The sequence below is a fragment of the Streptomyces sp. DSM 41931 genome (assembly GCF_050271085.1).
In the GTDB taxonomy this organism is placed as follows: domain Bacteria; phylum Actinomycetota; class Actinomycetes; order Streptomycetales; family Streptomycetaceae; genus Streptomyces; species Streptomyces albogriseolus.
The window spans coordinates 2,835,579-2,854,322 of the sequence record NZ_CP189902.1; the positions used below are offsets into that span (position 1 = coordinate 2,835,579).

At 73.6% G+C, this 18,744-nt stretch carries 12 protein-coding genes; 4 read left to right on the forward strand and 8 right to left on the reverse strand.

The features are described 5' to 3' along the window. Nucleotides 1-48: 48 nt before the first annotated feature. From ACP7TJ_RS13015 to ACP7TJ_RS13030, 4 genes are all read right to left on the reverse strand, one after another. Nucleotides 49-798 (reverse strand): HNH endonuclease family protein, encoded by a 750-nt coding sequence (locus ACP7TJ_RS13015; RefSeq protein ID WP_427767350.1) that lies wholly within the window; start codon nucleotides 796-798, stop codon nucleotides 49-51. A 354-nt stretch (nucleotides 799-1,152) separates the two neighbouring features. After that, a complete protein-coding gene (mfd, locus tag ACP7TJ_RS13020) occupies nucleotides 1,153-4,686 on the reverse strand; it encodes a transcription-repair coupling factor (RefSeq protein WP_189911984.1) in 3,534 nt (1,177 codons plus the stop codon). A 244-nt stretch (nucleotides 4,687-4,930) separates the two neighbouring features. After that, complete coding sequence (locus ACP7TJ_RS13025; protein WP_367496171.1) at nucleotides 4,931-7,510, reverse strand: ABC transporter permease; 2,580 nt, start codon at nucleotides 7,508-7,510, stop codon at nucleotides 4,931-4,933. Then, complete coding sequence (locus tag ACP7TJ_RS13030) at nucleotides 7,507-8,295, reverse strand: ABC transporter ATP-binding protein (RefSeq protein ID WP_167743326.1); 789 nt, start codon at nucleotides 8,293-8,295, stop codon at nucleotides 7,507-7,509. Before ACP7TJ_RS13030 ends, ACP7TJ_RS13025 begins: the two co-directional genes overlap by 4 nt. Nucleotides 8,296-8,952: 657 nt before the next feature. Between ACP7TJ_RS13030 and ACP7TJ_RS13035 the strand changes: the two genes are divergently transcribed. Beyond that, nucleotides 8,953-9,444 (forward strand): DUF485 domain-containing protein, encoded by a 492-nt coding sequence (locus tag ACP7TJ_RS13035; RefSeq protein WP_367548224.1) that lies wholly within the window; start codon nucleotides 8,953-8,955, stop codon nucleotides 9,442-9,444. Between the two features lie 29 nt (nucleotides 9,445-9,473). Then, nucleotides 9,474-11,057 (forward strand): cation acetate symporter, encoded by a 1,584-nt coding sequence (locus ACP7TJ_RS13040; RefSeq protein ID WP_425949579.1) that lies wholly within the window; start codon nucleotides 9,474-9,476, stop codon nucleotides 11,055-11,057. 28 nt (nucleotides 11,058-11,085) lie between these two features. On the opposite strand, the gene ACP7TJ_RS13045 is transcribed toward ACP7TJ_RS13040, so the two are convergent. The 3 genes from ACP7TJ_RS13045 to ACP7TJ_RS13055 form a co-directional block, all read right to left on the reverse strand. Beyond that, entirely contained in the window at nucleotides 11,086-11,997 is a 912-nt protein-coding gene (locus ACP7TJ_RS13045; protein WP_427763232.1) for a cellulose-binding protein, read from the reverse strand. 184 nt (nucleotides 11,998-12,181) lie between these two features. Continuing rightward, nucleotides 12,182-14,938, reverse strand: a complete 2,757-nt coding sequence (locus ACP7TJ_RS13050; RefSeq protein ID WP_427763234.1) for an SUKH-4 family immunity protein — start codon at nucleotides 14,936-14,938, stop codon at nucleotides 12,182-12,184. A gap of 9 nt (nucleotides 14,939-14,947) precedes the next feature. Continuing rightward, nucleotides 14,948-15,967, reverse strand: a complete 1,020-nt coding sequence (locus ACP7TJ_RS13055) for an SMI1/KNR4 family protein (RefSeq protein ID WP_093765665.1) — start codon at nucleotides 15,965-15,967, stop codon at nucleotides 14,948-14,950. 344 nt (nucleotides 15,968-16,311) lie between these two features. Here ACP7TJ_RS13055 and ACP7TJ_RS13060 point away from each other — a divergent pair, with 344 nt between their 5' ends. Beyond that, nucleotides 16,312-16,842 carry a YwqJ-related putative deaminase gene (locus tag ACP7TJ_RS13060; RefSeq protein WP_093765676.1) on the forward strand — a complete coding sequence of 177 codons (531 nt, stop codon included), beginning with the start codon at nucleotides 16,312-16,314 and terminating at the stop codon, nucleotides 16,840-16,842. 43 nt (nucleotides 16,843-16,885) lie between these two features. Then, the gene (locus ACP7TJ_RS13065; RefSeq protein ID WP_093765664.1) at nucleotides 16,886-17,380 is read left to right on the forward strand and encodes an SUKH-3 domain-containing protein; all 495 of its coding nucleotides are present in this window, start codon (nucleotides 16,886-16,888) and stop codon (nucleotides 17,378-17,380) included. A gap of 17 nt (nucleotides 17,381-17,397) precedes the next feature. Here the strand turns inward: ACP7TJ_RS13065 and ACP7TJ_RS13070 are convergent, their stop codons facing one another. Beyond that, nucleotides 17,398-18,711, reverse strand: coding sequence for a sensor histidine kinase (locus tag ACP7TJ_RS13070; protein ID WP_367449308.1), 1,314 nt, complete (start codon nucleotides 18,709-18,711; stop codon nucleotides 17,398-17,400). Nucleotides 18,712-18,744: the final 33 nt, after the last annotated feature.

Here is an 18,744-nt window from a genome sequence, read left to right on the forward strand (position 1 = left end):
TCCGTCACCGCGGGCGCCGTGTCCACACGTCGTGCGGGGCCAGCGGGTTCAGACCCCGCACTGCTCCCGCATGGTCTCCTTGTCCGCCTTCGTCACGGGCATCTCGTACTTCACGGCGACCTGGGCGAAGCGGACGGCGTAGGCGCAGCGGATGCCCTTGCTGGGCGGGAGCCAGGACGCCGGTCCGGAGTCGCTCTTGGCGGAGTTGGCGCTTCCGTCGACCGGGAGCAGGTTGAGCGGGTCGTTGGCCAGTTGCCTGCGCTTGGCCTCGGTCCAGCGGGAGGCGCCCATCTGCCAGCTGTAGGAGAGCGGCACGACGTGGTCGATCTGCACCTCGGCGGCCTTCTGCTTGCGCCACTCGATGCTCTTGCCGGTGTAGGGGTCGGCCAGCGTCAGGGAGACGAGGACGCAGTCGGAGCCGGAGCGGAAGCGCAGTTCCTGGCCGTCGCGCCGGAGGATGTCGTTCCGGGTGTCGCAGCCGTTCCGGGCCAGGGGCACGCCGTCGGCGGTGTCCATCCACGCGTAGCCGTACTCGTCGCGGTCGTAGCCGGTCTTGGGGCCGCGGCCCTTGGTGGCCACCTTGTCGATGAGGGCGGCGGCCTCGGCGCGGTCCCGCGCGTCGCGGACGGGGGCGAGGCCGGGGCGGGTGCCGTCGGGGTTGTCCAGCGGGCTCGCCGCGCGTCCGTCGGGGGCCGGCGCCCCGCTGCCGCCGGATGCGGGTATGTCCGCGTCGGGTATCGACTCGCATCCCGCGAGGAGGACCACCGCGACGGCCGCCGCTCCTCCCCCGCGCCGCATCCTGCCGCCCCATCCCATGTCTCGCGTCACCGCGCCCCTCCCTTGTTCTGCTCCAACTCTGCCCCGGCAGGAGCGGTCCATCCGGAAGCTCACCGTAACGAGCGAGTGGTCCAGACCTCTCCGCAGGTCGCTGGGGCATGCGAGGAGATCCGAGGACCGGCGCCAAGCACGAGCAGCACATCGACACCGGCCAGCAGCAGGCGGAGCGCCGGCTCGGCATGGACCGCGACCGCCCCGACCAGCCGTAGAGCCTCACATACACCTCGGGCCGGCCGCGATGCGCCTCACGCACCGCGGCCGGCCCTGCCGTCTGCCGGGACGGCCCGGGTCAGGACCCCAGCACCGGAGTGACCGTCAGGACCCCAGGACCGAGGTGAGGAACTCCCCCACCCACCCGAGCAGGTCCCGCCCGACCAGCGGCTTGCCGCCGACCTTCGCGGTCTTCGGGCGCGGCACCAGCACCTGATGGGACGTCGGCTTGATCACCGAGCCGGGGTAGAGACGCTTGAGGCGCAGCTCCTGCGACTCGCGCAGCTCCACCGGCGCGAACCGGATGTTCGTGCCCTGCAGCACGATCTCCCCGACGCCGCACGCCCGCGCGAGCATCCTCAGGCCCGCCACCAGCAGCAGGTTCTCCACCGGCTCCGGCAGCTTGCCGTAGCGGTCGACCAGCTCCTCGCGGACGGCCTTGATGTCCTCCTCGCTGTTCGCCGAGGCGATCGCGCGGTACGCCTGGAGGCGCAGCCGCTCGCCGGGCGCGTAGTCGTGCGGGACGTGCGCGTCGACCGGCAGCTCGATCTTCACCTCGAGCGGCGCCTCCTCCTCGGCCTCTCCGGTCTCCAGCTGACGGCGGTAGTCCGCGACGGCCTCGCCGACCATCCGCACGTACAGGTCGAAGCCGACGCCCGCGATGTGCCCGGACTGCTCGCCGCCGAGCAGATTGCCCGCGCCGCGGATCTCCAGGTCCTTCATCGCCACGTACATGCCCGCGCCCATCTCGGTGTGCTGGGCGATGGTCGCCAGCCGCTCGTGCGCGGTCTCCGTCAGCGGCTTCTCCGGCGGGTACAGGAAGTACGCGTACCCGCGCTCGCGGCCGCGCCCGACCCGGCCGCGCAGCTGGTGCAGCTGGGAGAGGCCGAAGTTGTCGCCGCGCTCGACGATCAGGGTGTTGGCGTTGGAGATGTCGATGCCGGACTCGACGATCGTCGTGGACACCAGCACGTCGAACTTCTTCTCCCAGAAGTCGACGACGACCTGCTCCAGCGCCTGCTCCGACATCTGGCCGTGGGCGGTCGCGATGCGCGCCTCGGGCACGATCTCGCGGAGCCGGGCCGCCGCGCGGTCGATGGACTCGACGCGGTTGTGGATGTAGAAGACCTGGCCCTCGCGCAGCAGTTCACGGCGGATGGCGGCGCCGATCTGCCGCTGGTCGTAGGGGCCGACGAAGGTGAGCACCGGGTGGCGCTCCTCCGGCGGGGTGGTGATCGTCGACATCTCGCGGATGCCGGTGACCGCCATCTCCAGGGTGCGCGGGATCGGCGTGGCGGACATGGTGAGCACGTCGACGTTGGCGCGGAGCTTCTTCAGCTGTTCCTTGTGCTCGACGCCGAACCGCTGCTCCTCGTCGACGATGACCAGGCCCAGGTCCTTGAACTTGGTCTCGGAGGAGAACAGCCGGTGGGTGCCGATGACCACGTCCACCGAGCCGTCCCGCAGGCCCTCCAGGACCGCCTTGGCCTCGGTGTCGGTCTGGAAGCGGGACAGCGCCCGCACGTTCACCGGGAACTGCGCGTACCGCTCGCCGAACGTCCCGAAGTGCTGCTGCACCAGCAGCGTGGTCGGCACCAGCACGGCGACCTGCTTGCCGTCCTGGACGGCCTTGAAGGCGGCCCGCACCGCGATCTCCGTCTTGCCGTAGCCGACGTCGCCGCAGATCAGCCGGTCCATGGGGACGGACTTCTCCATGTCCTCCTTGACCTCGGCGATGGTGGTGAGCTGGTCGGGCGTCTCCGCGTACGGGAAGGCGTCCTCCAGCTCGCGCTGCCAAGGGGTGTCCGGGCCGAAGGCGTGGCCGGGCGCCGCCATCCGCGCGCTGTACAGCTTGATCAGGTCGGCGGCGATCTCCTTGACGGCCTTCTTGGCGCGCGCCTTGGTCTTGGTCCAGTCGGCGCCGCCGAGCCGGTGCAGGGTGGGCGCCTCGCCGCCGACGTACTTGGTGATCTGCTCGAGCTGGTCGGTGGGGATGTAGAGGCGGTCGCCGGGCTGGCCGCGCTTGGCGGGGGCGTACTCCACGACCAGGTACTCGCGGGTGGCGCCCTGCACGGTGCGCTGCACCATCTCGATGTACCGGCCGACGCCGTGCTGCTCGTGGACGATGTAGTCGCCCGCCTCCAGCGTGAGCGGGTCGATGGTCTTACGGCGCCGGGCGGGCATCCGGGCGCCCTCGCGGCCGGACGCCTTCTGGCCGGTGAGGTCGGTCTCGGTGAGCACGGCCAGCTTGAGCGCCGGGGCGACGAAGCCGTGGTCGATGCAGCCGCAGGAGACATGCACCACGGACGGGGTCAGCTCGCCCAGGTCGGTGTCGAGGCGGGCGGCGATGCCCTCGCCGCCGAGCACCTCCACGGTGCGGGCGGCCGGGCCGTGGCCCTCGGTGACGTAGACGGTGCGCCAGCCGTCGGCGAGCCAGCCCTTGGTGTCGGCGAGCGCCCGCGCGGTGTCGCCGCGGTAGGTCTCGGGGGCGTGCATCCCCAGCTTGAGGGTGTCGGCGTCGAGCTCCTCGTCGGCGGCGAACGGCGACACCGTCCACCACATCATGTCCAGCTCGCGGGCCCGGTCCCGGACGTCGGCGAGGGACCACAGGGAGGCCGCGCCGACGTCGATGGGCGCCTCGCCCCCGCCGGCGGTGGCCGCCCAGGACGCCTGGAGGAACTCCTGCGAGGTGGCGACCAGGTCGGACGCGCGCGTGCGCACCCGCTCCGGGTCGCAGACCACGGTCATGGAGCCCTTGGGCAGCACGTCCAGCAGCAGCTCCATGTCGTCGACGAGGACCGGGGCGAGGGACTCCATGCCCTCCACCGCGATACCCTCGGCGATCTTCCCGAGCAGCTCGCCCAGCTCCGGGTGCTCCTCGGCGAGCACCCGCGCCCGCTCGCGCACCGCGTCGGTGAGCAGCAGCTCACGGCAGGGCGGCGCCCACAGGCCGTGCTCGGCGACCTCCAGGGACCGCTGGTCGGCGACCTTGAAGTAGCGGATCTCCTCGACCTCGTCGCCCCAGAACTCTACCCGCAGGGGGTGCTCCTCGGTGGGCGGGAACACGTCGAGGATGCCGCCGCGCACCGCGAACTCGCCGCGCTTCTCCACCAGCTCCACGCGCGCGTACGCGGCGGCGGCGAGGGCGTCGACGACGTCGTTCAGGTCGGTGCTCTGCCCCGTGCGCAGGGAGACCGGCTCCAGGTCGCCGAGGCCCTTGACCTGCGGCTGGAGCACGGAGCGCACGGGGGCGACGACGACGGAGACCGGGCCGGTGTCGGGGTCGTCGGGGCGGGGGTGGGCCAGGCGCCGCAGCACGGCGAGACGGCGGCCGACGGTGTCGCTGCGCGGGCTGAGCCGCTCGTGCGGCAGCGTCTCCCAGGACGGGTACTCCACGACCCCCTGGGGCGGGAGCAGCGAGCGCAGGGCGGCCGCCAGGTCCTCCGCCTCGCGTCCCGTGGCCGTCACGGCGAGCACGGGGCGGCCGGCGTCACGGGCCAGGGCGGCGACCGCGAAGGGACGGGCCGCGGGCGGGCCGACGAGGTCGACGTGCATGCGGTTGCCGTCGGAGGCGGCCGTGACCGCTTCCGCGAGGGCGGTGTCCTTGACGACGGCGTCGAGCAGACCGTGCAGGCTCATGCGGGGCGGAATCCCTTCCGGGGATGTGCAACACGACGGGCCCGACGCGCGCCGCGGGCCGGGGGTGTCCAGGGTACGTCGCCCCGCCGACGGCCGCCGGGGGCTGTGGACGACGACGGGCCGCCCGCCCCGGCCGCACGCGCCGGCGCCGGAGGGCCCCCGTGGGACCCTCCGGCGCCGGTCTCCCCGCAACCCCCGCGTGCGGTGACCCCGCGGCCGCTTCCCGCCGGCCGCTCCTCGGCCGCTACTCGGTCGCGATGGCGTTCAGGACGTTCATCCGGCCCGCCCGGAACGCCGGGACCAGCGCGGCGAAGAGGCCGACGAACGCGGATCCGGCGAACACCCCGGCGATGGTGGGCCAGGGGATGTCGAGGACCTTCAGGCCCTCCAGGGCGAGGAGCTGCTGGGCGGTGGCGCCCCAGCCGAGGCCCAGTCCGAGACCCAGCAGGGCGCCGAAGAGGGCGATCACGACCGACTCCATGCGGATCATGCGGCGCAGCTGGCGGCGCGAGAGGCCGATGGCCCGCATCAGGCCGATCTCCCGGGTGCGCTCGACGACCGACAGGGCCAGGGTGTTCACCACGCCCAGGATCGCCACGATGATCGCCAGGGCCAGCAGGCCGTAGATCATGTTGAGCAGCTGCCCGATCTGGTCCTTCAGCGCTTCCTTGTAGTCGGTCTGGTCGCGCACCTCGTACTGCGGGAAGCGGTCCATGGACTGCTTCAGGGCGGCGTACGCGGCGTCCTTCTGGCCGTCCTCCGCCGAGGCGAGCACCATCAGGGTGAGCGGCATCCTGTCCGCCGGCACGTACCGGGCGAGGGTGTCGATCGACGTGTACATCGCGCCGGCGTCGATGGCGCCTTCGCTGCTGGTGACGGCCCGGACGGTGAGGGTGGCGGTCCTGCCGTCCTCGAAGGCGACGTCGACGGTCGAGCCGAGCGTGACGCCGTGGTCCTTGGCGAAGTCCTCGTGGACGGACATGGAGTCCGGCCGGTAGGCGTCCGCGAGCTTCCCCTCGACGGTCTCGATGCGCATGTCGGTGGCGTACGTCGGGTCGGCGGCGGTGATCGCGGTGTCGTCGCTGGTCTTGCCGTCGGGCGTGGTGAAGTCGGCCTTCGTCCACTTGTACTCGGTGACCCGGTCCAGGCCCTCGGTGGCCTTGACCGCGGCGACGGCCTGCGGGGTGATGCCCTGGCCGCCGTCGTGCTGGACGATGAAGTCCGTGCCGACCGTCTTGTCGAGCTCCTCCCCGGCCGAGGCGACCATGGAGGAGCCGACGACGGACAGGCACGCCACCAGCGCGAGCCCGATCATCAGCGCGGCGCCGGTCGCTCCGGTGCGGCGCGGGTTGCGCAGGGCGTTGCGCTCGGCCATGCGGCCGACCGGCCCGAACGCCCGCAGCAGGACCGCGCCGAGGACGCGGACCACGCCGCTCGCCAGCACCGGGCCGATGACGACGAAGCCGATCAGGGTCAGCACGATCCCGAGGCCCAGCCACATCGAGCCGTCCGTGGCCTTCTCGGCGGCGCCCGCCAGGTAGAGGGCGGCCGCTCCGCCGCCGGTGAGGACCAGGCCGGTGACGGCGCGGACCCAGCCGGTCCTGCCGTCCGCCGGGGTGCCGGCGTCGCGCAGCGCGGCCATCGGGGAGATCTTCCCGGCGCGCCGGGCGGGCAGGTAGGCGGCGAGGACGGTGACGACCACGCCGAGGAGCAGGCCGAGCGCGGGGGTCGTCCACGCGACGGTGAGGTCGCCGGTGGACAGCTCCATGCCCATGAGGCCCATGAGCTTCATCAGGCCGACCGCGAGGCCCACGCCGGCGCCGACGCCGAGGACGGAGCCGACGACGCCGAGCAGCAGCGCCTCGACCAGCACGGACCGGTTGACCTGCCGGCGGGAGGAGCCGATGGCCCGCATCAGGCCGATCTCCCGGGTGCGCTGGGCGACCAGCATGGAGAACGTGTTGATGATCAGGAAGATGCCGACGAGGAAGGCGATCCCGGCGAAGCCGAGCATCGCGTACTTCATGACGTTCATGAAGCCCTCGACGTCCTTCTGGTTGGCCTCGGCGGCCTCCTTGGCCGTGAGCACCTTGTAGCCGCCGCCGAGCTCGGCCAGCACGTTCTGCTTGAGCTGCTCGTCGCTGACGCCCTCGGCGGCCGTGACGTTGACGTCGGTGTAGACGCCGTCCTCGCCGACCAGGACCTTCTGGGCGGTCGGGGTGTCGAGGAAGAAGATCGCGGCACCGGGGTTGGTGACGGTGAAGTCGGCGATGCCGGAGATCTTCGCGGTGTGCGTGCCGAGCGCGGTGATGACGCTCAGCCCGTCACCGACCCCCAGGTCGTGCTTCTCGGCGGTGTCGGCGTCGAGCATGATCTGGCCGGCGCCCTTCGGCGCCGCACCGGAGGTGATGTCCATGGTGCGGGCGTCGTTGGTGTTCCAGCTGCCGACGATGGTCGGGCCGCCGTTGGTGGGCGACAGGTTGTCCCGGTCGCCGTCGACGACGGTGACGGCGGTGGAGAACACCGCGCCCTCGGCCGCCTGCACGCCGTCCGCGCGCTTCACCTCGTCGACCACGGAGGCCGGGATCACCGGCGGCCTGCCGTTGCCCGCGGTGGTCTCGCCGCCCTCGGCGGCGTCCTTGGAGCTGACGGTAACGTCCGAGGCGGTCGCCGCGAACAGCTTGTCGAAGGTGGTGCCCATGGTGTCCGTGAACACCAGCGTCCCGCTCACGAACGCCACCGACAGCAGCACCGCCACCGCCGACAGCGCCATCCGTCCCTTGTGCGCGAGGAAGTTGCGCATCGAGGTCTTGAGCACGGTCATGACGTGCGCCCCCGGGCGTCGAAGTCCTTCATGCGGTCGAGGACCTGCTCGGCGGTCGGCTGGTGCATCTCGTCGACGATGCGGCCGTCGGCGAGGTACAGCACCCGGTCCGCGTAGGAGGCGGCGACGGGGTCGTGGGTGACCATGACGATGGTCTGGCCCAGCTCGTCGACCGAGCGGCGCAGGAAGCCGAGCACCTCGGCGCCGGCGCGGGAGTCGAGGTTGCCGGTCGGCTCGTCGCCGAAGATGATCTCCGGCCGGGCGGCCAGCGCCCGTGCCACGGCGACCCGCTGCTGCTGGCCGCCGGAGAGCTGTGTCGGCCGGTGCTTGAGCCGCTCCGCCAGCCCGACGGTCTCCACCACGCGGTCCAGCCACGCCTTGTCGGGCTTGCGGCCGGCGATGTCCATGGGCAGCGTGATGTTCTCGAGGGCGTTGAGCGTCGGGAGCAGGTTGAACGCCTGGAAGATGAAGCCGATCCGGTCGCGGCGCAGCCGGGTGAGCTTCTTGTCCTTCAGCCCGGTGATCTCGGTCTCGTCCAGGTAGATCTGACCGCTCGTCACGGTGTCGAGCCCGGCGAGGCAGTGCATCAGCGTGGACTTGCCGGACCCCGAGGGGCCCATGATCGCGGTGAACCGGCCGCGGGCGATGTCCACGTCGACGTGGTCGAGGGCGACGACACGGGTCTCTCCGGACCCGTACGCCTTCACGACCTGCCGCGCCCGCGCGGCAACGGCCGTAGTCCCTCCAGTGCCCCCGTGCCTGGGAATGGTCACAGCCGATGTCACGGTAAGTCTCCTATGTCGGTGGTCAAGAGAAAGCGGTGCCCCCGGCGGCCGCCCGTGTGTGCGGCGGCCGCCCGGTGCGTGGTGTCCCGGACGTGCTTCAGTCTGGCGGGGGGAGGGGGTCCGGCGCGCTGGTGTTCAGCGCAGTCTTCTGCTGTGGAAAACCCCACCCCCGGTGCTGTGCTCCGCCACCCCCCAGCGGCGTAAAGCCAGGTTAAGGACGGGGGCGGCCCCGCTTCGTCCTCCGCCGGGACGAACCCTCCCCGAGCCGCAGTACGGAGGTGCCCCTAGGGGCTCTCCGCCGTGGGGCGGAGACCGTCTCGGGGTCGCTCCTCCTTTCGGCGCTCCCGTCCTCCTCCCGCCCGTGCCGTCGGACCCACCCCTCCCGGCGCCGCCCAGCGTCCACCCTGCCGCCGCGTCAGGGTCAAGCGGACCGCCCGCCGGTGGACAGCACGATGTCCCGCGTACACCGCAAAAGTCGGAGTTAATCCGGGTAACACCCCAGCTCAGGGCAGGTACCACCCGCGAGAGCGCTCACCGGCGCGCGAGTTGCGCCAAACCGTCGCGCTCCGCTCTACGCGCGAGTAACGTGCGGGCTCCGCTCCGCCACCCCCCTCCCTGCGGTCCCCGCACGGACCCGAGTCACGCAAGGAGCACGGGATGCCCGCCGACCCCTTCCGCCCTCCCCGCGACCCGTACCGCCCCCCGCACCCGTACACCGATGCCCCGTACACAGATCCCCGTGCGGGCCTCCCGTACACCGCCTCCCCCACCCACCGCACCTACCCCTGGCAGCCACCCGCCCCGCCCCCGCCCCGCCCCCACCGGGCGCCCCGGCACGCCCCGCTGGGCCACCACAGCGACCTGCGCCGGCTGCGCCGCGCCTACCGCCGGCAGCGCCGCACCGCCACCCTCACCGCGCTCGGCTATTTCGTCCTCTTCCTGGTGCTGTCCGCGTGCGCGCCGTCCTTCATGACCGGCACCGTCGCCGACGGCGTCCCCGCCGGGCTGCTGCTCGCGGTGGGCCAGGTGCCCGTCACCTGGCTCGCCGTCGTCCTGTACGAGGCGACCGCGCGCCGCCGTGTGGACCCGCTCGCCGAGCTGATCCGCCGTCAGGCGGCCGTCGACGCACGGCGGGAGGCGGCCCGGTGAACCCGCAGTTCGGCGACACCGCCGAGACCATGTCCCTGGTGGGGTTCTCCGCGGTCGCCACGATCACCCTGCTGCTGTGCGTGCTGACCGGCCCCGACCGGGACGACCTCGACGCGTTCTACACCGGCTACGGCTCCCTCTCCCCGCTGCGCAACGGCCTCGCCATCGCCGGTGACTACATCTCCGCGGCCACCGTCCTCGGCACGAGCGGCGTCATCGCCCTCTTCGGCCACGACGGCGTCGTGCTCGCGCTGAGCACCGCCCTGTCCCTGATGCTGCTGATGTTCCTGCTGGCCGAACCCCTGCGCAACGCGGGCCGTTTCACCATGGGCGACGCGCTGACCCGCCGCATGCCGGGCGGCCGCTCGGTGCGGATCACCGCCGGCGTCGTCACCCTCGCCTCGCTGCTGCCGCTGATGCTGGTCCAGCTCGCCGGCACCGGCCAGCTGATGGGGTTCATCCTGGGCTTCTCCGGCGAGTCGATGCAGACCGGGTGCATCGTCGGCGTGGGCGCGCTGATGATCGGTTACGCGGCGATCGGCGGCATGAAGGGCACCGCCCTCATCCAGATCCTGAAGATGGTGCTGCTGCTCGGCTCCGGCCTGCTGGTCGCCGCGCTGATGCTGCGCCGCTTCGACTGGAACCCGGGCGCCCTCCTCGACGCGGCCGCCGCCAACAGCGGCGCCGGCGACGCCTTCCTCGCCTCCGGGCTGCAGTTCACCGGCAGCGCGAGCCCCGGCATCGACATGATCAGCTCGCATCTCACGGTGGTCCTCGGCGGCGCCTGCCTCCCCCACATCACCATGCGCGTGTACACCGCAGGCAGCGCCCGTCAGGTGCGCCGCTCGATGTCCTGGGCGGTGTCCGGCGTGGCGCTGTTCGTGCTGGTCGTCACGGTCGTCGGGTTCGGGGCGACCGCGCTGCTCGGACGGGCCGCCGTGGCCGGCGCCGACCCGCGGGGCAACACCGCCTACCTGCTCGGCACGCGCGCGGTGTTCGGCGCGGAGGTGTCCATCGCGGAGACCGTCCTCCTCACCACCGTCACCACGGCGATCTTCCTGACCGTCCTCGCCTCCGTCGCCGGGATGATCCTCGCCTGCGCCAACTCCCTCGCGCACGACGTGTTCGCCTCCGGGGTCCGGGAGATGACACCGCGCCGGGAGATGCTGCTGGCCCGCCTGTCCGCCGCGGCCGTCGGCGTCCCCGCGATCCTGCTGGCCACGCTGGTGCAGCACCACAGCCTGCACCCGCTGATCACGCTGTCCTTCTGCCTGGGCGCCTCGGCCATCGCCCCGGCCCTCGTCTACAGCCTCTTCTGGCGCCGGTACACCCGCACCGGTCTGCTCGCCACCCTCATCGGCGGGACCGTCTCGGTGCTGGTGCTGATGCCGGGCACCACCCTGGTCTCCGGCTCCCCCGTCGCCGCCTTCCCCGACGCCGACTTCACCTGGTTCCCCTTCACCACCACCGGGCTGCTGTCCATCCCCGCCGGCTTCGCCTGCGGCTGGCTCGGCACCGTCGCCTCCGGCCGCACCCGGGCGGAGGAACAGCGCCGCCAGTACGAGGCGGTGGAGGGCTGGATCCTCGCCGGCGCGATCCGCAGGAGGCCCTGACCGGCGCACGGCCCCGGCCGGCCGCGCGTCACTCCACCGCGCGGCCGGTCAGCGCGCTGAGGCTGGCGCAGACATGGTCCATCTGCGTCTGCACGTCCTCCCGCAGGTCGGCGTGGTCCCGCAGCACCCGCTCGGTCTCCCGCTCCACGTCCTCCACACGGGCCTGCGCCTCGGCCAGCACCTCCGCCGCCCGCTCCCGCGCCTCGTCCGCGCACCGCCGGGCCGCCTCCCCCGCGTCGGCGAACGCCTGACGCGCCTCGGCCAGCACCTTCTCGGCGCGCTCCTCCGCCTCCGCCTGCCGGGCGTCCAGTTCCGCCGCCCGCGCCGCCTCCTCCTGGGCGATCTCGTCGAGCCGCCGCGCCTGCGTCCTGGCCTCCTCGGCGAGCAGCTCCGAGGTGCGCTCCCGCATCCGCCGCACCTCCGCCAGCGCCTCGGTGCGCCGCTCCTTCACGTCCAGCCGCGCCTCGATACGGATCTCGTCGGCCTTCTCGCGCGCCGCGGCCAGCCGCTCGCGGGCGTACTCGTCGGCGACGGCGCGCAGCGTGGCCGCGTACGCCCGCGCGGCCTCCTCCACCTCGGCGGCGTCGTCCCGCGCCAGGTCGACCAGGTCCCGCGCGTGCTGCCGCGCCGACTCCCGTACGGCCGTGGCCTCCTCCAGCGCCAGCAGGAACAGCCGCCGGGGCCCGTCGCCGAGCGACTCGTACGTCTGCTCGGGCAGCCCCGCCACCCGTACCCGCAGCCGTTCGAGCTCCTCCTCCATCTCCCGCGCCAGCACGGTGAGCCGCGCCGCGCGCTCCCAGGCGGCGTCCCGGTCGTCCGACAGCGCCTCGACGTACGCGATCACCTGCAACGGGCGGTACCCGCGCCCCCGGACGACCTCGAACCCCCGTGACGACACCGATGCGCTGCTCACCCTGGAACCCCTTCCACCGACGGACATGAAGCCCAGCACGACGACCGAGCACAAAAAGGGATGAATCGCGCACATCTTGATCGATGACAAGGAAGTGTTCATAACGCGACACTCCGCTCGGCGGGCCCGGCGAAGGCGGACAGACGTGAGCCGGGCCCGGTCGTCGTACGACCGGGCCCGGCTCACGGGTCACACCTTCAGCGGCGGCGGCTCACAGCAGCCCGTCCCACATCTGCTCCAGCAGCACCGACCACCAGGTCTCCGGCGACCCCAGCGCCGCCGGGTCCAGCGCGGCCAGCTGCGCCTGGAAGTCCACGGTCCAGCGGCCCGCCTGCTCCTGGTTCAGCCCGAACCGCAGACGCCACATCCGGCCCAGCAGCGCCAGGCAGCGCGCGAACTCCGGCAGCCCGGTGTTCACGAACTGCGGCGGCACCGCCGTACCGCCCGGACCGGCCTCCACCGGCACCGCGACGATGTTCGCCGTGCCGTACTGCACACAGATCGCCTTGCCGAAGTCGCTGCCCATCACCAGGTACGAGCCCGCGTCCGGCGCCGGCTGCGCACCCCGCTCCGCGGCGAGCTCCGCCAGCGTCGGCACCGGGCGGCCCGGCTGGGCCTGCGCCCAGAAGAACGGTCCCATGTCCGTCGGCAGACCCGCCGTCACCAGCGTGTGCGCCACCACCGGCGGCACGCCCTGACGGGACACCGCCGCCTGCTCGAACCGGAACACGCCCGGCCCGAACGCGGCCGCCAGCTCCTGCCCGATCGCCTCCGGCGGGATCGGCGGGGCCGGATGCACCGGCGGGATCGGCGCCCGCACCGGGGCCGGCCGCGCGGGACCGTCCGCCACCTGGTGCAGCTCGCCCTGGTGGGCGAGGAGCTGCTGCATGCCCTGCTGCCGGCTCGCGTGGTCCGTGCCGTACGGCGCGATCGACGTGATGCGCGCCTGCGGCCACTGCTCGCGGATCATCCGCGCGCAGTACGCGCCCGGAAGCTCGCACGACTCCAGCTCCGTGTGCAGCTCCAGCACCTGGCCCGGCGGCACGTTCATCGCGCGCAGCTCGTGGAAGATCTGCCACTCCGGGTGCGGGGTGCCCGGCGCGGAACGCCGGATCAGCTGCTGCTCGGAGCCGTCCTGCGCGCGGTAGCGCAGCACGGCCTGGTAGCCGGGGCCGACGGTCGGCAGACCGGGCGGCTGCTGCGGATAGCCGTACGCCGCCGGCTGCCCCGGCACGGGGACGCCCGGCGGGGGCGCGCCGGGGGGCATGGCGCCGGGAGGCATCGCCCCGGGCGCCATCGGCGGGACGCCGGGCGCACCGGGCGGCGCCGGCGGCGGGGGCGCGCCCGGACCGCCGACGGGGGGTGCGGCCAGGACGGTCTCCGCGTGGTGCACGGGCGGGGTGCCGGGGGCGCCGCCCGGGGCGCCGGGGGGCTGGGGCGCACCCGGCCGGCCCGGAGCACCGGGAGCACCGGGCGGGCCCGGAGGCTGGGGCGCGCCATGGGCGCCCGGGACGCCGGGCCGACCGGGAGCGCCGACCTGCTGGGGCGCACCCGGGGCACTGGCGACACCGGGCTGACCCGGAGCACCGGGAGGACCGGGCGGCTGCGGCGCACCGGGAGCACCCGGAGTACCAGGCTGACCGGGAGCGCCGGGAGGACCGGGCGGCTGGGGCGCGCCGGGCGCACCAGGCCGGCCGGGAGCACCGGGCGGCCCCGGAGGCGTAGGCACGCCCGCACCCGAGCTGTTCGGATCGGCGAGCATCGTCGCCGCGTGATGCACCCCGCCCGGCGGCGTGCCGGGCGTGCCCGGAGGCGGCGTCTGCCCGCCGGCCGGACCCTCCGGGCCCAGCGACGACACCAGCTGCGTCGGCACGTAGCCGCTCCCCCCGCCCTGCGCGGGCGCCGGCGCGGGCGCACCGCCGGGACGCGCGCCCGGCGTCCCCGGGGCGCCCGGAGGCGGCGGGGTCGTCGGACCCTGCCCCCGCTTCGGCGGCGGAGTCGCCTTGCTGGTCGCGGCGTCGGCGATGTCACCGGAGTCCGGCGCACCCGGGGCCGGCGGCGGCGCGGGCGTACCCGGCGCCGGGGTGCCGGGACCACCGGCCTGGGTGGGAGGGGGCGGCGGCGCCTGCCCCGTCCCGCCCGCCGGGACCGCCGGGGCGACCGCCGTCGGCGGAAGCCCGCTGCCGCCCGACATCAGCGCCGTCTTCGCGTCGGGCGTCGCCGGGGCGTCCTCGCCCTGCTCCCTCACCTGCGGCGCGTACACGGTCTGCGGCAGCGGCACCGAGCGGTCCTCGCCGACGTCCGCCGTGGTGTCCGTACCGGCCCACGGCGTGCCCTCGTCCGCACCGCCGCCGGCCGCCGGCCACGCCGACCCGCCACCGCCGGAAGCGGAAGCCGCTGCACCGGAACCCGCGGTACCGGAACCCGCCGGGGAACCCTCGGAGTCACCCGCCCCCGAGGACGACGCCGCCCAGCCCGCGTCCGGCGCGCCCGCCGGCCCCGGCACCGCACCCGACGCGGCACCCGACCCCGCCGACACCCCGGAGGCCGCTTCACCGGCGCCCCCCGACGTCTCCCCGCGCCGGTCCGGGATGCCCAGCCGGTCCGCCGCCTCCTGCAGCCACTCCGGCGGACTCAGCAGGAACGACGTCTGGTTCAGGTCCACCCGCGCCGGAGGAGCCTGCGCCGGCTCCTCCCCAGCCGCCTCGTCCCGGCCGTACTCCTCCTCGTACCGGCGGATCACCTCGCCCACCGGCAGCGCCGGCCACAGAGTCGCCTCACCGCTGTCCCGGGCGATCACCAGCCGCTGCCCGCCGCCGTCCGAGCGCGGACCGTCCGCACGGTCCTCCGCCCACACCACGAACCCGAGACCGAACTCCCGCACCCGCACCTCACGATGCTGATACGCGGGCACATCCCCGTTGACCCACTCCTCCGCGCGCTCCTGCGCCTGCGCGAACGTCACCATCGCTACGACTCACTCCCCCGCGGAAGAAACCGGAACGGCACGCGCGAACCCGCCGTCCACCATCAGATTCGCCACCGTCTCCAACTCCGGAGGAGACCCCGCGAGCCGCGACAGGAACACGTCGAAATCCTCACCGCACGGCAGCAGCAGCCGCTCCACGCGCTCCGCCTGCGACCACGACGGATCCACGTCCCGCACATCGTCGTACGCGCAGAACCACACCGAACCCTGCCGCTCGCCCCGCACCTTCACGGCCAGCAGACCGCCCTGCACGAAGGCGACGCACAAAAAGTCCTTGGTCAGATGGTCCCGCAGACACTTGTTCACATACACCAGGTCGTTGACCGCGGCCTCGTCACGCACCGTGAAGAACGGCTGGTCCACCAGCAGCCCCAGCTCCGCGTCCAGCGCCGTCCCCACCGGCGCACAGCCACCCGCCGCCTTCAGGAACGACCGGTAGGCGCCCGGCAGCCGGTACCCGAGGTCCTCCTCGACGCCCAGCACCTGCGACTCCGTCACCGCCACACCCGACTTCGGCAGACCGAAATGCGCCGGACGCGTCTCCTGCAACGGCCGCGTCCCCCGCTTCCCGTGATCCACCGCCGCCGTCGCCACACCGCCGTGATGCCGCAGCAGCGCCTTCACCTCGACCGGCACCAGCTCCACACGCCGCGTGCCCGCCACGTGATGCCACGTCCAGCCGTGCGGCGTCGCCACCGCCGGCACCGTGTCCCACAACTCGTGACCCGTCGCCGCCAGCGCCGCGTTCGCCGACACATAGTCCGTCAGCCGCAGCTCGTCGACACCGAAACCCTCCGGCGGGTCCGCGATCTCCGCGGCCGCACGCGCATAGGGCGAGAAATCGGGGTAACCGCGCTCGTCCACCCGCACCCCTCTCGGGTGACGGGCCGCCCGCACCGGATCCGGGAAATGCACGACCTGCCCCGCATAGGCCGCGTTCGGCGGCGCGGAAGTGCCCCCAGCCTGACGGCCGGGAGGTGCCCCCAGCCCGAGCCGACCTGTCGTCATGGCGGTTGCCCCCTGCGGCACTCTGTACGCCCCGCCCCACCCCGCCATCGGGGAAGTCACGGACCGTATTCGACTGTCACGTCTGTCTCGACTGCTTCACCACCACGACCCCTCGGCGCCCGCACACGGAACACCGCCGGATCGCGGTGCCGACAGCCTATGCGGTACGCCCCCACCGGTCACCGGGCACCGGTCACCAGGCCCTCCGCTTCCGTGACCCCACGTCACCCTCCCGTGACAGCCCGCCCCCGCCCTGGCGTGTCGCCCCGCCCCAGCTTCCCCAGCCGCCACGCGATTTGGCACTCTGTGACCACCGGGGGGATGCTCGGGAGGGGATGACGATCATGAACGCGACGCAGACGGGGACGCACACCGGGCCGGCCGGCGACCCCCGCTCCGGCGACCCCCGCATCGGCTGGAGCGCCACCGACAGCACCCCCGCACCCGCCCTCCGCCACCGCCGCGACGGCATCCTCCCCACCATCGCCGCCGCCCTCTCCGTCCGCGGCGCCACCCTCACCGGCACCGCCGCCCGCGGCGACACACCCCCCGCGCTGCACCCCCTCGTCCAGGACTTCCTCGACACCCTCACCAGCGACCAGCGCGACCGCTTCACCGGACGCTGCGCCGAAACCATCCTCATCTCCCGGCACATCGCCACCGCCGACGCCGCCCGCAGCAAAAGAGCCGCCCGCAAACCCATGACCAACGGCGAGGCCCGCAAGGCCCTCAAGCACGCCAAACTCACCACCCGCCGCATCCGCGAGGACGGCGACCCCCTCCACGGCAGCTACGCCGCCCCCTGCCGCGCCTGCACCGCCCTCACCGCCCACTTCGGCGTCCGCACGGTCGACCCCGCCGCCACCGACGGCTGAACCACCCCCGCACCACCACACGACCTAGACGAACGAAGGGCAGATGCACACCGACCGCACCTCGACCACCAGGTTCGCCGTCCCCGTCGACGCCGCACTGCGCGCCGCCGGCTGGCAACCCGGCCGCTGGGACATCAAACAGGCCGAGATCTGGGCCGACACCCTCCGCGACCACACCTCGCCCGCCGGACACCGCCACGCCGTCTTCCCCGCCGCCGTCGAAGCCTGGGCCGAATTCGGCGGACTCCACATCCGGCCCACCGGACCCGGCCGCCAGATCGCCCCCACACCCCTCCACGTCGACCCCCTCCACGGCCTGCACCTCGCCCGCACCCTCGGCGACCTCGGCCGCGCCCTCGACACCGAGGTCTGCCCCCTCGGCGCCGAGACCGACACCCAGGCACTCCTCGCCATCGACGCACAAGGCCGCGTCTACGCCCTCGACCACACCGGCGACTGGTACCTCGGCCCCGACATCGACCACGCCCTCGCCACCCTGGTCTCCGGCATCCAGCCCCAACGCCTCACCACCGGCTGACCGGGACGGCCCCCGGCCTACGACGCCGGAATCACCGCAGACACCCGGAAACCCCCCGCATCCGTCGGCCCCGACACGAACACCCCGCCCAACGCCGACACCCGCTCCCGCATCCCCACCAGACCATTGCCCCCCGACGGCAACCCCGCCGACGAACCCACCCCCGACGGCGGCTCGTTCTCCACCTGCATCGCGATCTCCGACACCCGATGCGCCAGCCGCACATACGTCTTCGCACCCGCCGCATGCTTGTGGACGTTCGTCAACGCCTCCTGCACCACCCGGTACGCCGTCGCCTCCACCTCCGGCGCGTACGACCGGTACTCCCCCTCCACCGACAGATCGACCACCATCCCCGCCGCGGCCGACTGCCCCACCAACTCGTCGATCTCCGCCAGCGACGGCCCCTCCGCCGGCTCCTCCGCAGCCACCCGCGACGCCGCAGCCGCGGCCGCGGCACCCACCGCCGCCAACGGCACCGAACCACCCCCCGGCCGGGCCCGCACCCCGTCCCCGCCCGCACGCAGCACCCCGAGCATCTCCCGCAGCTCCGTCAGCGCCTGCCGACCCATGTCCCCCACCAGCGCGGCGTTCCGCACCGCCTTCTCCGGATCCTTCCGCGCCACCGCCTGCAACGCCGCCGCATGCACCACCATCAGACTCACCCGGTGCGCCACCACGTCGTGCATCTCCCGCGCGATCCGCGTCCGCTCCTCACCCCGCGCCCACTCCGCGCGCTCCTCCGCCCGCTCCGCGAGCAACTGAAGCTCCCGCTCCAGACTGTCCGCCCGCTCCCGCAGACTCTCCATCAGCCGCCGCCGCGCCCCCACATACAGACCCAGCAACACCGGAGGAGCCGTCACACCCAGCGCCATCGTCACCGACGCGAACGGCACCAGCCAGTCACCGACCTCCACGTCCCCGCGCGCGATGTCCTGCCGCATCCGCACGAACATCACGATCAGCACCCCGACCGACTGCATCCCCGCCAGCGACCCGATGATCCGCCGCGGCAGGTCCGACGCCGCCAGCGAATACAGACCCACGATCCCCAGCAGGAACCCCATCGCCGCCGGCGTCACCGCGATCGCCACCAGCACCACCGCGATCGGCCACCGGCGCCGCACCAGCAGCACCGCCCCCGCCGCCAGCCCGAACACCACCCCCACCGCGACCGGGATCCCCGCCTCCCACGCGAACGGAACCCCCTCGACCCCGCACTCCAGCGCGGACACCACCGCGAGCCCCACATCGAGCACGGCACTGCGCCGCCGCTCCCACCACCAGGGCCCTCCCCGGGCCGTCACATGGTCTTCCCCCGTCGTGGTCATGCCCCCAGCCTAAAGGCGCTCCCAGCCCCATTT